Source organism: Mesorhizobium sp. M0923 (assembly GCF_040319365.1).
In the GTDB taxonomy this organism is placed as follows: domain Bacteria; phylum Pseudomonadota; class Alphaproteobacteria; order Rhizobiales; family Rhizobiaceae; genus Mesorhizobium.
This window is the reverse complement of record NZ_JAMYNW010000005.1, coordinates 34,953-46,213: the sequence shown is the minus strand read 5'-3', so window position 1 is coordinate 46,213 and position 11,261 is coordinate 34,953. Positions and strand designations below refer to the sequence as shown.

Here is an 11,261-nt window from a genome sequence, read left to right as displayed (position 1 = left end):
TCTTGCCTGGATTGAGTCAGCCGATGCGTGCGCTGGTCGAGATCCCTGTTTCGGCTGACTTGGCAAAGACGCTTGCTTTCACCCTTCCGATACCTCCCGCCATAGCCAAGCCCTTGTCCAGGGCATCTTGAAGACTTGGTGTGTAGTAGGCGGTGTCCTCCAGACCGCTGAAGAAGTTTATGCGATGAACTTCCCCCTTCTTGCTCATGACAATGCCCGCTTTCCGGAGCACTTCCTGAACTGTTTTGTACTTCACGTTCATAGTTACCTCCCTTGCTCAGACAAGGCAGCATCGCCCTTTCTTGTAACTGTTTGGTGCCGTCGATTGGCCAAACGAGCAACATGAACGTTGTGGCGAACCGCAAAATTCGCATCACTCCGGCGCGGCGCAGCGGGTGAACTTGGGATTCGCCACACCGGCCGACCTGGTGTCCAGAAGGGGCGGGACGTCTGATGCCCGCCCCTTCCGGCCGGATCAGGCCTCCATCGTTTTCAGCGCGATGAACGTCATGTGCTTGACGCTCGACGCCGTGCGGTCCCAGTTTGCCGCCAGTGCCAGCTCGGCATCGGTGGCGAATTCGCCGGCCGAGGACGCGTCGAGGAAGCGGGTGCCCGGCACATGCGGCACGAAATGCCGGCGGCCGACCTGTAACGCGCAAGATCAGATGGCATTAGCCGCCTAATCCTGGGAAAAGGTGGGAATTGACGGTAACAGCTGCGGGAAGCCCGGAAAACAAGGGGTTCAGCGGGAACAGGCGGGGGCCAGAAAGCCAGAAACCAGAAACCGGCCGCGCAACTTCAGTTGGCACCAAAACGGGAGGAACAGATGATTTGGTCTGTGCGCGCGCAAGATCGGATGGCACCACTGAGATCGGGCAAAAGCCCGAAAACAGGGCGTTCAAAGGATCATCGAAGGGGATGGAGCGCCGATGACGAACTCCGAAACGACTTCGGAGTTCGGTAAACAAGGCAGATAAGCCGGAAGTCTGCAAAGATATCAGTGACTTGCCGCGATGCTGCAGGTCGGATTGAGGCAATCGAACTCCGAAGTGGACGCGCGGTCTCAAGGGTCAAGTAGATTGCCGGTCTCAAGCAGGCTCAACTTGCCTTTTTGGCGGCAATCGGCAACGAGACCGCGATAGAACACGTACTCATCGTCGCCAGCGCGCAGGGCTTTGAGGCGATCAAGAACCTGCGCGCAGCCGATCGGTGCCGGTGCTTGTCCATGATCGAGGGGCGGCTGGTTGGCCACGATTTCTACACCAGCACGATAGTGCCGAAACTCCTGCCAAAAATAGTAAGTGACGGCCGCAATTATCGCCATGCATGCTGCTCCTACCAAGGGTCTCAATTCGATCCTCCTGCCAAGCGCTCGCAACCGCCCATGATCAGTTTCAAATCAAGACCGAACTTCTTCCGCAAAAAGGGGGCGCCTGTCTATCAGTCGTCTCTCGCCATGGCTGCAATCAAATCCGCAAATTTTGCCTGGTCGTCATCGTCGAGCTTTTGAAGGAGCGGCCAGATCACTGCGGCAATGCGCTGAGCCGAGTTGTTGAATGTCGCTTCGATGCGGGAATGGATTTCGCCATTCATGCTGTTGCCACTCTTCTTGCGCGCATCAGCCAGGCGCGCCTTCAGTTCCAGCGTCATATGAAAATTATGGCGCTCGCGCTCCGGGCTCTGGTCATCTGTTCGCTTGGGCGGCATGGCGCCGATTTATGACGGAAACCCAGGCGACTCGATATAGTGCAAAAAACATAGAAAAATGTGCAAATGATCCCCGCTATCCACAGCCGATCGCTAAAGGTTGAAGGAAGCTGTTAAGCAGATACAGATGGTTGTAAGCGTCTCGTATTGGGACACCTCGGAGGCGCCCTCAGGGTACCTCGGCGAGGAATATCTCTAAAATAATAACTAGGGCGGGTCACGGAAATTGGACGGGCAAGAAGCGGCGGGCAGTATCAACGTCAATCGGCGGGTAGCACTATCGGGGCTCTTGCTGGCGGCGGCGTCGATGGCAGGGAGCGAGGTAGGGGCTGCGGCGCCGCTGGACCGAATTCAGCGATGTGCTGAAGCGCTCGCTGAGGCCATGCATGCCGCCTATGGCGGCGAATGGGCCATCGATCATCAAAGCGCTTACGTAGCGGTTTCGCGCGACTTCTTTTGACGTTCGAACTGCTCAAGCTGAAATTCCGCGAAACTGATAACTCGATCCTGAAGCAGTAGTGGCGCTGCGGCTACGCGCGCGAACACGCTCTGAAGGCGACGTTCGTTCGGATCCTGAGGGGATCCGCGAAGCGTAGGATCTTCGAGGACGCCGTGCTCAAGGGCCAGCGTTCGAATCGCTTCCATTGCGTTGCCGCGTGGTTCCCGCCCCTTTAACCATCGCGAAATGTCATTTTGATTGACGCCCAAACGTCCCGCCAACCGGGCCTGCGTCCAGCCGGTAGCCTTCAATAGCGCCCTCAGAACGACCGGAACATCCATCGCTTCAATATGCCAGAAGGGATAATCAAAACCTAATCCCAATAGGGATTGACTTTTATCCCTGTTGGGATGAAATGCGAGCATGAACCAACTCCATCACATTCGATGCAACATATTTGCCATCACTCAGGTTGAAATGGCCGCCTTAGCGGGCGTTCGACAGAGCCAAGTCTCACGCTGGGAAAGTGGCATCAGGCGCCCTTCATTGCGCGAGATGCAGCGCATTCGTGCGGCGGCGATCGGCCGTGGCCTGTCCTGGGATGACAGTTGGTTCTTCGAGATCCCCGGCGAGGCTGCCTGAGCCATGCCGAGCGCCCTTGCACGCATGCCGGAAATCCGGCGACCGTCAATAAACCCGTTCGACATCACGCAACTCCACGCAGCACAGGACGCCGAGATTATCAGCGCCGATTTTGGGCCGACTAGAGCAAATCGCAGCGCTGCTTTTGACATCGGAGGCCGCTTCTGATGGCCAATCTGTCCAAACCGGCCGTCATTTCTGCCATTGACGTAGGCCTGATCGATGTCGCAGCCGGCCGGCGCAAGCTTAATCCTGCATGGGTCGAAACGCTGGCTGATCTGTTTCGGATCCAAGGCCAGAAGACACCGATCGAGGTGATCGCCACCGGCGAGCGCTACCGGCTGGTGTTCGGCCATCACCGCCTAGCCGCCGCGAAACTTCTCGCTTCGCCCGCGATCGCAGCCGTCGTGAAGAGCTCCGAGGACTTCGCGTCCGAGGCTGAAATCGCGCTGGCCGAAATTACCGAGAACCTCGCGCGGCGGGAGTTGAGCGCCCTTGATCGCGCCGTCGACATCGCCCGCTGGCGCGAGATCTACGAGGCTGCGCACGTTGCAAATCGTGGGGGGCGGCCGAAGAAGATTACATTAGAAGAAACTACTGCAAAGTTTGCAGTTAGTTTTTCTGAGGCCGCTCGGAAGGCGTTCGGCCTGTCAGAACGCAGCATCTTCAACGCCGTGAAGATCGCAACGATTGCCACAGACGTCCGCGACCAGATCGCCCTACACGGCATCGCCGACAACCAATCCGAGCTTCTGGCGCTAGCAGCCGAACAGCCAACGCGTCAGGCCGATATTGCCGCGCTACTGACCAGTGAGCCCCCACAAGCTGGCTCGGTAGCCGATGCTATCGCCATCCTCGACCGGACGCCGAAACCGGCGACCGAGCCGCGCTGGCAGAAGCTCGCAACCGACTTCTCGAAGATGAAGACAAGCGAGCAAGACCGGTTCTTCGAGCTGCACGAGGCCGCCATCCAACGGTGGATGAAAGGCCGGCAGAGCTGATGGCCAAGCCACCCCGCAACAACTCGACCCTGGATCTGTTCCGCGACTACCAGCCGGCCCCGGTGGTCGAGCGTTTCGATGCGGAAAAGGTCCAGGCCTGGTCGATGGCGGGACGACTGTCGAAGGCCGTCAGCCTGACGCTGACGGAAGCGGACAAGAGCCGGGCCGATATCGCCCAGGCAATGTCCGACTACCTGAAGGACGAGGTCTCCAAGCCGATGCTGGATGCCTACGCCAGCCAGGCCAAGGAGCATTCGATTTCGGCGCTCCGCCTGCTCGCTCTGATCGCGGTCACCGGCGACGTACGCGCGCTCAACACCCTTCTGGAAGAGGCCGGGATGATCGTCGTCCCCAAAAAATACGAGGCGCTGATCATGCGGGAAATGGCCGACGAGGCCATCCAGCGGGCGACCCTCGATAGGCAGGCGTTCGATGCACAGTGGAAAGCGAAACGATGAAAGGCTTTCACATGAAACGCGATCTTCTCGACCTTGCACAAGACTGTTTGTCGCTGCTGGCAGTGGCGGGCTTTGTCGCCTTCGCCAGCTTCGGCAGCGCCGGCATTTCGGCGGTCGTCATCGCCTGGAGGCTTGGCCAATGAGCTTCCTCGCAATCGCCCTCGCCGGCGCCTCTCTCTACGCCGTCTTTCTGTACGGCTTGCACGTGTTTTTCACGCGCCAGCAGGGTGCCCGTCTCGCGGCCGGCGCGGCATTCCGGCGCCGTGTCCAGAAGCATGTCCATGGCGGAGGCCTTTGGTCATGAGCCACTGCGCCATGCCGGCATGCCCGAGCGCTGCGACAGGCATCTTCTGCCCCGATCACTATTTCAAGCTACCGGCCTCGCAGGCGCACTGGCTCGTCCGCTGGCAGTTCAAAATGCTGCGCTGCGAGGATGCCGACACGAAGCAGCACATGCGCGAGCAGCTGCACGGCTACACGCAGGAAGCCATCCGCACCCTTCAATCCGCCGAGGCGATCTCCCAAGCCGCCTCGGCCAGCAGCGCCCGCCGCACTGACGCGGCGGGCGCCAACCAACAGGCACGAGCATGACAGGCATCGTCATCGACGGCGTCCGCCTTGGCACGATCGCCAAATTCGCCGGCAACAAGCGTTCGGAACGATGGGTCGCCTATTCGATCCACCGGATTTCCGTGAGCGAAGCCAACAGCGCCAAATTCTCGACCATGCACGCGGCGATCGACTGGCTGACCAGCGAGCACGACCGCGTGAAGGCAAGCGAGGCTGCATCCAATGGCTGACGGCAAAATCCCGATCATCGGACAGATCGCAGAGGTGAACCGCGAGCTGGCCTTGCGCCGCAACGTGTTCCCGATCCGCGTCCGCGACAAGAAGATGAAACAGGCGGAGGCCGACCTCTGCATGCGCCGCTTGGAAGCGGTGCTGGCAACCTTGATGTTCTGCCAGGCGCACGAGGCCGACATACGGGCCTTCATAGCCGCCAAATCCGAAAAGTCGGGGGGGATCATGAGCAGCGATCCTCGGCAAGTGACAATTTTCGACCTGTTGGCGGGCGGTAACCAGCCATGATCGAAGCCCGCCTCGACCTCCTCGAAAAATTCCGCCCCGACATCATCAACAACCTCGTGTTGTTGTGGTGGAAGGATGATCTCTGCCAGCCGACGGGCTTCTACCTTGCCGTAGCGCATGCGCCCTCCCTCACGAAGGATGCGCTCAAGGCCGGATTGCTGAGCGGTCGCCTGAAATACCGTGGCGGCGGCTTGACCGGCCGCCTGGAGCTGACCGCAGAGGGGCGCTATCTCGTCCGCAGGATGCTGCGGCGCATGGGTGCCGAGGTGGCCGCGTGAAACACTGCCTGACCGCCCGCGAGATCGCCGCCGAGGCCTTGCCGGACATGCCGTGGAGCGAACGCGGCGTCCAGTTGATGGCTGAGCGTGAAGGCTGGGACGAGCGCGCCACACAGGCCCGCCAACGCGCCGGCCGGGGCGGCGCTACCGAGTATCACGTCTCGCTGTTCCCGGTGCTCGCCCAAGTCGCCTACCAGCAGAAGCACCTCGTCATCGAACGGCCCGTCACGCCAGCGAAGGCAGCACCCGACACCAGTCTGACGGCCCGCGCGCAGAAGGAGCGCGACGCGCGCCTGGCGATCGTCGCAGCGTTCGAGAAATTCAGCCGCGGGATGCAGCTCGGCTATACGACGCGCGTCCAGGTCTTCACTGACCGCTACAATGCCGGCTCGCTCACCATCGACAAGTGGGTGCTCGACATCGTGCCGAGCCTGTCGAAGCGCTCGCTCGCCCGCTGGCAGTCCCAAAAGCGCGACGGCCGGACGAACTCGCTTGGCCACGATCCAGCCCAGGCACGCAAGGGAACCGGCATCCTGGAAACAGCCAATGGCGGCGCCGTCCGCGCCTTCATGCTGGCGCTGATCGCGCATCAGCCGCACCTCTCCGGCCATCATGTGCGGACCCTCTGCCGGTCGGAGTTCGGCGACACTTTGAAAACGGTTTCAAAGGGCGTTGAAACCATCATTCCGATGCCCCCGGTTCGCACCTTCCAGCACGCGCTGAAGGGACTGAAGGAAAGCCACAAGGTCGAGCTGATCAAGCTCACCAATCCCGACCGCTACCGCTCGCACCTCGCGCCGGCCGGCGTCGGCATGCTGCGCCACATCACCGAGCCGAACCAGCTCTGGCAGATCGATGCCTCGCCGGTCGACGCGTTGTGCACGGACGGCCGGCATTCAGTCTATGCGTGCATCGATATCGCCACGCGCCGAACCGTCTGGCAGCTGTCGCGCACGCCGCGAGCTTCCGCTGTCGCCCTGTTGATGCGCAAGGCCATCCTCGAATGGGGAGTGCCGCAGGTTGTCACCACCGACAATGGGTCCGACTTCGTAGCCAAAGACACCCAGCGCCTGTTCCTTTCGCTCGACATCAATCCCGACGCATCCGATGCCTATTCGCCCGAACAAAAGGGCCACGTCGAACGCGTCATCAAGACGTTCCAGCACGATGTTGGCCCGTTGCTCCCGGGGTTCGTCGGCCATTCGGTCGAAGATCGGAAGGCGATCGAGAGCCGCAAGAGTTTTGCGCAGCGCCTCGGCGAAACGGAAGCCGTAACGTTCAGCGTGTCGCTGACCGGCCCGCAGTTGCAGAAGCACATCGATGATTGGGCTCGGCTCATCTACCAGCACCGGCCGCATGCAGGCCTGGACAAGGTCACGCCCTTCGCCAAGGCCCAGTCCTCGGCGACGCCCGTGCGATACGTCGCCGAACGCGCACTAGACCTGCTGCTGATGCCGGTCGCCGGCACGGACGGCCAGCGCATCGTCACCAAACTCGGCATCCGCATCGACGGATATCACTACATGACGCCGACCATTCTGCCGGGCACGGCCGTATTCGTGCGGCAGGACCCGAACGACGCCGGCCGCGCCTATGCCTTCGCCCAGGACGGCGCCGAGTTCCTCGGCGATGCGATCTGCCCGGAGTTGTCGGGCATCCATCCCGAGACTCTGGTGCGCGCCGCCAAGGAAATCCGCGGCGAGCTGGTGGACGAGCGCACGCGCGATCTGAAGGCGGACATGAAGAAGATCGCCAAGGGGTCGCCGCTGATCGAGCGCGCCCTGGAAGTGGCGCGCCGCGACGTGCCGAACGTCATCCCGCTGCCGAAGAGGGAACATACCCACTCGACGCCGCAGATTGCCGCCGCGATCGAGGCGCTCGGCGAGCGGCTCAACCCCACCAAGCCACTCGACCCGGCAGCGGCTGCAGCGCATCGCCGACTGATCGAGGAGATGACGCGGCATGACGAGGCCGAGTTGTTCGCGCGAACGGATGCGAAGCTCCAGCGCCGGCAGGACGAGATCGAGGCGTTGCGCACCGCGCATTTGCCTAAGGACACCAATGTGGTGGCGCTGCCGGAAACGGCCAAGGAGCGCTACCGGCGCGCCTTTTCCCTTCGCCAGCGCATCGAAGCCGAGGAGCCGGTGGTTGCTGCCGATGCCCATTGGCTCGGCGGCTACGAGCTGTCAGCCGAGTTCAAGGCCCAGCAAGGCATGCACCGCGATTTCGGGGACGCGTACCTGTCCTGAGTAACGGAAAAGCCCGGTCTGCAAACCGGGCTCTCCGCAAGAACAGAGCCGCTAGATGGCGGCACCACACAACGAGGAAAATGATGAACGAAGCACTGAAAGTCAACCGGCCGGCGCCATTGAAGAACGTCGCAGCCTTTTCGACGTTGCTTGCCAAGATGGTCGACCGCGACCCCGACCTGCCGGGGCTCGCCGTGTTCTCCGGCCCGTCCGGTTGGGGCAAGACCAAGTCCGGGATCTATGGCGCCAATCGCTACCGGGCGGCTTATGTCGAATGCGGCCAGTTCACCACAGCGCGCTCGCTTCTCTCGCAAATTCTGATCGAGCTGGGCGAAACACGCCCGCGCGGCTCGATCGAGGATCTGAAGACCGACGCCATCATGCTGATGGTGGCCGAACCGCGCCGGCCGCTGATCATCGACGAGGCGCACTTTGTCGCCAAGAAGCGCTTCGTCGACCTGCTGCGCGAGTTGACCGACAAGTCGGGCGCGCCGGTCGTCATGATCGGCGAGGAGATGCTGCCAAAATATCTCGAGGAGTTCGAGCGCGTGCACAACCGCGTGCTCGAATGGCTGTCGGCCGTGCCTTGCGACGCCGAGGATTTTGGCCTGCTCGCCGCCAATCGCTGCCCCGGCATCGAGATCGCCAGCGATCTGGCCGCCGCTATTCTCGACAAGACCAAGGGCAACACGCGCCGCATCGTCGTCAACCTGACCAAGGTGGTTGAGGCCAGCCAGATACTCGGAACGAAACAGATCGACCTTGCCGCTTTCGGCGGTGCCGTCGCGATCTTCAGCACGCCGAAATTCACCCCGAGGAAGTTCGCATGAGCGGGCGATCCATCCTCGATATCGTGCAGATCAGCATCGCAGTGCCGCGCGGCGAAGCCGGCTACTGGTCGATCATCCGCGATCTCGATCTCGGCGGTCCCTGGACGGTGCGGCAGATCTGCGATCGGACGAACGTCAAGACGCAAGCGGTCGGCAGGTTCGTTCGGAAGCTTCGCCTCGCGGGGATTGCCCAAGTCGTCGACCAGAAGACAGCCAGCCATGGCGGCGGTGCCAATCTCCCGGCCACCGTCGTCTATCGCCTGGCCAAGCGGCCGGCCGTAGCACCCCGGCTGACGCCGGACGGCAAGACCCCGCCCGAGACAGCCATCGAGCAGGTCTGGCGCGCGATCAAGATGGCCAAGGTGTTCAGCCTTGCCGACATGGCAGAAAATTGTCCTGACGTGCCTCGGCGGACGGTGGAAGCGTATCTCTACGCGCTGTCTACCGCTGGCGTCGTGGCCGGCAGCCCAGGGCGCTATCGGCTTGTGCACAATCTCGGCCTGCAGGCACCGAAGATCCTCGCCACCAAAATGGTGTTCGATCCGAACAGCAAAACGGTCATCGGCCGTCCCGTCGCGAGCGAGGCGAAGCCATGAACCGAGGCCCTGTAAAGCACAGCCGGCCGGACGGCCAGTCGTTTGTCGAAAAGGCCATGGTCGCGCACGGCTCGCCGCTGCCCGACTGGCTGGACGAGCTGGCCCGGCTTGCCGATGCCAGTGATCTCGGCGTCGCCGGCCAGCGCATCGGCTACAGCCGCTCGGCCGTCTCGACCATCATCAGCGGCAAGTATCTGGGCGATGTCGCCCGTGTCGAGCAAATGGTGCGCGGCGCCCTGATGGCCGCAACCGTCGAATGCCCGGTGCTCGGCGAGATCGGCCGCGACCGCTGCCTGACCGAACAGAAGGAGCCGTTCCGCGCCACGTCGCGGCACCGCGCCCAGCTCTTCCACGCCTGCAAAACCTGCCCCCAAAGGAGAAAATAGCCATGGGCGAAAGAATGTCTTTGGCCATCTCGGATGGCCTGTCCGAGCTGCGCGATCTGATCTCCGACTACCAGCACGAGCCCCGCATCCTCGATCCCGAAGACGCCCGTGTCCTCTGCGAGTGCATCAAGGAACTTCGCGGCAAAGCCCGCGACATCGAGAACCGGTTGAGCTGCAAGCTCTGGAATGACCAGGCGCAGGCAGAGCGCGAGGCCGAGGCCGACCGCATCGCCGAGGCGGCGTGCCGGCCAGGGTCGAACGTGCGGCTGTTCCCGGTCATCCCGCGGCCGTTTTCGGACGGCCGGCCGGGAGGTGCGGCATGACGATGGCGGTCCCGCCCAATGAGGCCAAGTCGCGCGCACAGCGGCTCGCCGACCTGATCATCCCGTTGATCGATGCCGAGATCGAAGCGTCCAAGCCTGCGAAACGGTCGACACGCGACCAACTCATCATGCGGGCCTGCCGGGACATTGGCACGTCGGTCGACCGGCTTGAGCAGGCGAAATTCGGACCGGGCGAGATACCGGCCCGCAAGGCCTTGGAGCGCTCGGCCAAACGCCTGAGGACCATTCTGGAGAGGGATAGCAATGGCCGCAAGTGAAGCGCTTCTGGCCGCCGTCGCCAAGCTCGACATGATCGACCTCTGCGGCCGCATCGTCGCCGACCCCGAGCGCAATGGCGTCCGGGCCACCACTGCCGAGGTGCTCGCCCTGGCGATGGCCACCGAAGGCCTGTGGGCGATCGCGCTGGAGACCAGGCTCCTGATCTCAGCACTTGACCAGGGCGCTTGGGCCAGCTTGGCCGGCGTCGAACATCAGCAGCATGTCGCACGCCAGCTGGCCCTCGTGCGGGACCTGCTCGCCTTCATGCCGAGCCCTATCCCTACTACCGCCCAACAGGAGAATGATCATGCAAGCAGCAACTGAAGCCCGCCCCACCGGAAAGGTCCTGGTCGGCGACAAGCAATACATGCCCGATGCCAAGGGCAATCTCGTGCCGGTCGAAATGATCAAGCCATCCGAGATGCTCGAAGACGAAACGGTCCGCACCATCCTCGGCTACGCCACTGATCTTTCAGCGCAGATCGGCCGCTTCAAGGAACACACGTTCAACGACCTCGGCGCCTTCGAGGCGCTGCTCGCCCAAGAGTACGGCGCGACCAAGGGCGGCACCAAGGGCAACAAGACCTTCATGACCTTCGACGGCATGAAGAAGGTCCAGGTGCAGGTCGCCGACACGATCGACTTCGGCGCCCAGCTGCAGATCGCCAAGAGCCTGATCGACGAATGCCTGACCGAATGGTCGGCCGACAGCCGGCCGGAGATCCGGGCCATCGTGACGCGCGCCTTCAACACCGACAAGGAAGGCCAGATCAACCGCGCCGCGATCTTCATGCTGCTGCGGCTCGACATCGGCGACGAGCGCTGGCAACGCGCCATGGCGGCCATCCGCGACGCCATGCGCGTGGTCGGCTCGAAGATCTACGTCCGCTGCTACGAGCGCGATCGACTGGATGCCGACTGGCGGGCGGTCACCATCGATCTGGCGAAGGCGTGAGGCCATGGACAGGAGACCCCACGCCTACC

General features: G+C 62.5%; 23 protein-coding genes. 17 read left to right on the top strand and 6 right to left on the bottom strand.

The window, feature by feature from the left end:
* Positions 1-16 precede the first annotated feature (16 nt).
* The 6 genes from NKH89_RS10260 to NKH89_RS10235 form a co-directional block, all read right to left on the bottom strand.
* The gene (locus NKH89_RS10260; protein ID WP_023718157.1) at positions 17-262 is read right to left on the bottom strand and encodes a hypothetical protein; all 246 of its coding nucleotides are present in this window, start codon (positions 260-262) and stop codon (positions 17-19) included.
* A gap of 213 nt (positions 263-475) precedes the next feature.
* A complete protein-coding gene (locus NKH89_RS10255) occupies positions 476-628 on the bottom strand; it encodes a hypothetical protein (RefSeq protein ID WP_352908789.1) in 153 nt (50 codons plus the stop codon).
* A gap of 43 nt (positions 629-671) precedes the next feature.
* A complete protein-coding gene (locus NKH89_RS10250) occupies positions 672-1,037 on the bottom strand; it encodes a hypothetical protein (RefSeq protein WP_352908787.1) in 366 nt (121 codons plus the stop codon).
* A 26-nt stretch (positions 1,038-1,063) separates the two neighbouring features.
* Complete coding sequence (locus NKH89_RS10245; protein WP_352908785.1) at positions 1,064-1,324, bottom strand: hypothetical protein; 261 nt, start codon at positions 1,322-1,324, stop codon at positions 1,064-1,066.
* Positions 1,325-1,440: 116 nt separating this feature from the next.
* Complete coding sequence (locus tag NKH89_RS10240) at positions 1,441-1,650, bottom strand: hypothetical protein (RefSeq protein WP_352908783.1); 210 nt, start codon at positions 1,648-1,650, stop codon at positions 1,441-1,443.
* A 486-nt stretch (positions 1,651-2,136) separates the two neighbouring features.
* Entirely contained in the window at positions 2,137-2,571 is a 435-nt protein-coding gene (locus tag NKH89_RS10235; protein WP_352452377.1) for a helix-turn-helix domain-containing protein, read from the bottom strand.
* On the opposite strand from NKH89_RS10235, the gene NKH89_RS10230 reads away from it, so the two are divergent.
* The 17 genes from NKH89_RS10230 to NKH89_RS10150 all read left to right on the top strand — a co-directional run bounded on the left by NKH89_RS10230 (position 2,570) and on the right by NKH89_RS10150 (position 11,232).
* A complete protein-coding gene (locus tag NKH89_RS10230; RefSeq protein ID WP_352452376.1) occupies positions 2,570-2,788 on the top strand; it encodes a helix-turn-helix domain-containing protein in 219 nt (72 codons plus the stop codon). The two genes, NKH89_RS10235 and NKH89_RS10230, sit on opposite strands and share 2 nt — an antisense overlap.
* A gap of 167 nt (positions 2,789-2,955) precedes the next feature.
* The gene (locus tag NKH89_RS10225; protein WP_352908781.1) at positions 2,956-3,789 is read left to right on the top strand and encodes a ParB/RepB/Spo0J family partition protein; all 834 of its coding nucleotides are present in this window, start codon (positions 2,956-2,958) and stop codon (positions 3,787-3,789) included.
* Positions 3,789-4,247 carry a hypothetical protein gene (locus tag NKH89_RS10220; RefSeq protein WP_352516708.1) on the top strand — a complete coding sequence of 153 codons (459 nt, stop codon included), beginning with the start codon at positions 3,789-3,791 and terminating at the stop codon, positions 4,245-4,247. The genes NKH89_RS10225 and NKH89_RS10220 overlap by 1 nt, the downstream gene beginning before the upstream one ends.
* Positions 4,244-4,390, top strand: coding sequence for a hypothetical protein (locus NKH89_RS10215; RefSeq protein WP_352908779.1), 147 nt, complete (start codon positions 4,244-4,246; stop codon positions 4,388-4,390). The genes NKH89_RS10220 and NKH89_RS10215 overlap by 4 nt, the downstream gene beginning before the upstream one ends.
* Positions 4,387-4,551 carry a hypothetical protein gene (locus NKH89_RS10210; protein ID WP_352516706.1) on the top strand — a complete coding sequence of 55 codons (165 nt, stop codon included), beginning with the start codon at positions 4,387-4,389 and terminating at the stop codon, positions 4,549-4,551. The genes NKH89_RS10215 and NKH89_RS10210 overlap by 4 nt, the downstream gene beginning before the upstream one ends.
* Positions 4,548-4,838 (top strand): hypothetical protein, encoded by a 291-nt coding sequence (locus tag NKH89_RS10205; protein ID WP_352516705.1) that lies wholly within the window; start codon positions 4,548-4,550, stop codon positions 4,836-4,838. Before NKH89_RS10210 ends, NKH89_RS10205 begins: the two co-directional genes overlap by 4 nt.
* Positions 4,835-5,047: a hypothetical protein gene (locus NKH89_RS10200; protein ID WP_352516704.1), complete on the top strand. Its 213-nt coding sequence runs from the start codon at positions 4,835-4,837 to the stop codon at positions 5,045-5,047. The genes NKH89_RS10205 and NKH89_RS10200 overlap by 4 nt, the downstream gene beginning before the upstream one ends.
* Positions 5,040-5,336 carry a hypothetical protein gene (locus tag NKH89_RS10195; RefSeq protein ID WP_352908776.1) on the top strand — a complete coding sequence of 99 codons (297 nt, stop codon included), beginning with the start codon at positions 5,040-5,042 and terminating at the stop codon, positions 5,334-5,336. Before NKH89_RS10200 ends, NKH89_RS10195 begins: the two co-directional genes overlap by 8 nt.
* Positions 5,333-5,614: a hypothetical protein gene (locus tag NKH89_RS10190; RefSeq protein WP_352908774.1), complete on the top strand. Its 282-nt coding sequence runs from the start codon at positions 5,333-5,335 to the stop codon at positions 5,612-5,614. Before NKH89_RS10195 ends, NKH89_RS10190 begins: the two co-directional genes overlap by 4 nt.
* Positions 5,611-7,863 carry a DDE-type integrase/transposase/recombinase gene (locus NKH89_RS10185; RefSeq protein WP_352908772.1) on the top strand — a complete coding sequence of 751 codons (2,253 nt, stop codon included), beginning with the start codon at positions 5,611-5,613 and terminating at the stop codon, positions 7,861-7,863. The genes NKH89_RS10190 and NKH89_RS10185 overlap by 4 nt, the downstream gene beginning before the upstream one ends.
* Before the next feature lie 83 nt (positions 7,864-7,946).
* Positions 7,947-8,693, top strand: a complete 747-nt coding sequence (locus NKH89_RS10180; protein WP_352546955.1) for an AAA family ATPase — start codon at positions 7,947-7,949, stop codon at positions 8,691-8,693.
* Positions 8,690-9,289, top strand: a complete 600-nt coding sequence (locus NKH89_RS10175; protein ID WP_352546953.1) for a hypothetical protein — start codon at positions 8,690-8,692, stop codon at positions 9,287-9,289. Before NKH89_RS10180 ends, NKH89_RS10175 begins: the two co-directional genes overlap by 4 nt.
* On the top strand, positions 9,286-9,675 hold the full coding sequence (locus tag NKH89_RS10170; protein ID WP_352546951.1) for a transcriptional regulator: 390 nt from the start codon (positions 9,286-9,288) through the stop codon (positions 9,673-9,675). The genes NKH89_RS10175 and NKH89_RS10170 overlap by 4 nt, the downstream gene beginning before the upstream one ends.
* Before the next feature lie 2 nt (positions 9,676-9,677).
* Complete coding sequence (locus NKH89_RS10165) at positions 9,678-9,998, top strand: hypothetical protein (RefSeq protein ID WP_352908769.1); 321 nt, start codon at positions 9,678-9,680, stop codon at positions 9,996-9,998.
* On the top strand, positions 9,995-10,276 hold the full coding sequence (locus tag NKH89_RS10160) for a hypothetical protein (RefSeq protein WP_352908767.1): 282 nt from the start codon (positions 9,995-9,997) through the stop codon (positions 10,274-10,276). Before NKH89_RS10165 ends, NKH89_RS10160 begins: the two co-directional genes overlap by 4 nt.
* Positions 10,263-10,601, top strand: coding sequence for a hypothetical protein (locus NKH89_RS10155; protein WP_352908765.1), 339 nt, complete (start codon positions 10,263-10,265; stop codon positions 10,599-10,601). The genes NKH89_RS10160 and NKH89_RS10155 overlap by 14 nt, the downstream gene beginning before the upstream one ends.
* Complete coding sequence (locus NKH89_RS10150; RefSeq protein ID WP_352908763.1) at positions 10,585-11,232, top strand: DUF3164 family protein; 648 nt, start codon at positions 10,585-10,587, stop codon at positions 11,230-11,232. Before NKH89_RS10155 ends, NKH89_RS10150 begins: the two co-directional genes overlap by 17 nt.
* The last annotated feature ends 29 nt before the right edge of the window (positions 11,233-11,261 follow it).

Bases quoted from the DNA above. Each gene is read 5' to 3' on its own strand.
- NKH89_RS10245 (WP_352908785.1), bottom strand. From the start codon at position 1,324: ATGGCGATAATTGCGGCCGTCACTTACTATTTTTGGCAGGAGTTTCGG.
- NKH89_RS10240 (WP_352908783.1), bottom strand. From the start codon at position 1,650: ATGACGCTGGAACTGAAGGCGCGCCTGGCTGATGCGCGCAAGAAGAGT.
- NKH89_RS10160 (WP_352908767.1), top strand. From the start codon at position 9,995: ATGACGATGGCGGTCCCGCCCAATGAGGCCAAGTCGCGCGCACAGCGG.
- NKH89_RS10190 (WP_352908774.1), top strand. From the start codon at position 5,333: ATGATCGAAGCCCGCCTCGACCTCCTCGAAAAATTCCGCCCCGACATC.
- NKH89_RS10150 (WP_352908763.1), top strand. From the start codon at position 10,585: ATGCAAGCAGCAACTGAAGCCCGCCCCACCGGAAAGGTCCTGGTCGGC.
- NKH89_RS10165 (WP_352908769.1), top strand. From the start codon at position 9,678: ATGGGCGAAAGAATGTCTTTGGCCATCTCGGATGGCCTGTCCGAGCTG.
- NKH89_RS10175 (WP_352546953.1), top strand. From the start codon at position 8,690: ATGAGCGGGCGATCCATCCTCGATATCGTGCAGATCAGCATCGCAGTG.
- NKH89_RS10180 (WP_352546955.1), top strand. From the start codon at position 7,947: ATGAACGAAGCACTGAAAGTCAACCGGCCGGCGCCATTGAAGAACGTC.
- NKH89_RS10225 (WP_352908781.1), top strand. From the start codon at position 2,956: ATGGCCAATCTGTCCAAACCGGCCGTCATTTCTGCCATTGACGTAGGC.
- NKH89_RS10170 (WP_352546951.1), top strand. From the start codon at position 9,286: ATGAACCGAGGCCCTGTAAAGCACAGCCGGCCGGACGGCCAGTCGTTT.
- NKH89_RS10260 (WP_023718157.1), bottom strand. From the start codon at position 262: ATGAACGTGAAGTACAAAACAGTTCAGGAAGTGCTCCGGAAAGCGGGC.
- NKH89_RS10220 (WP_352516708.1), top strand. From the start codon at position 3,789: ATGGCCAAGCCACCCCGCAACAACTCGACCCTGGATCTGTTCCGCGAC.
- NKH89_RS10205 (WP_352516705.1), top strand. From the start codon at position 4,548: ATGAGCCACTGCGCCATGCCGGCATGCCCGAGCGCTGCGACAGGCATC.
- NKH89_RS10215 (WP_352908779.1), top strand. From the start codon at position 4,244: ATGAAAGGCTTTCACATGAAACGCGATCTTCTCGACCTTGCACAAGAC.
- NKH89_RS10230 (WP_352452376.1), top strand. From the start codon at position 2,570: ATGAACCAACTCCATCACATTCGATGCAACATATTTGCCATCACTCAG.
- NKH89_RS10195 (WP_352908776.1), top strand. From the start codon at position 5,040: ATGGCTGACGGCAAAATCCCGATCATCGGACAGATCGCAGAGGTGAAC.
- NKH89_RS10200 (WP_352516704.1), top strand. From the start codon at position 4,835: ATGACAGGCATCGTCATCGACGGCGTCCGCCTTGGCACGATCGCCAAA.
- NKH89_RS10210 (WP_352516706.1), top strand. From the start codon at position 4,387: ATGAGCTTCCTCGCAATCGCCCTCGCCGGCGCCTCTCTCTACGCCGTC.
- NKH89_RS10155 (WP_352908765.1), top strand. From the start codon at position 10,263: ATGGCCGCAAGTGAAGCGCTTCTGGCCGCCGTCGCCAAGCTCGACATG.
- NKH89_RS10235 (WP_352452377.1), bottom strand. From the start codon at position 2,571: ATGCTCGCATTTCATCCCAACAGGGATAAAAGTCAATCCCTATTGGGA.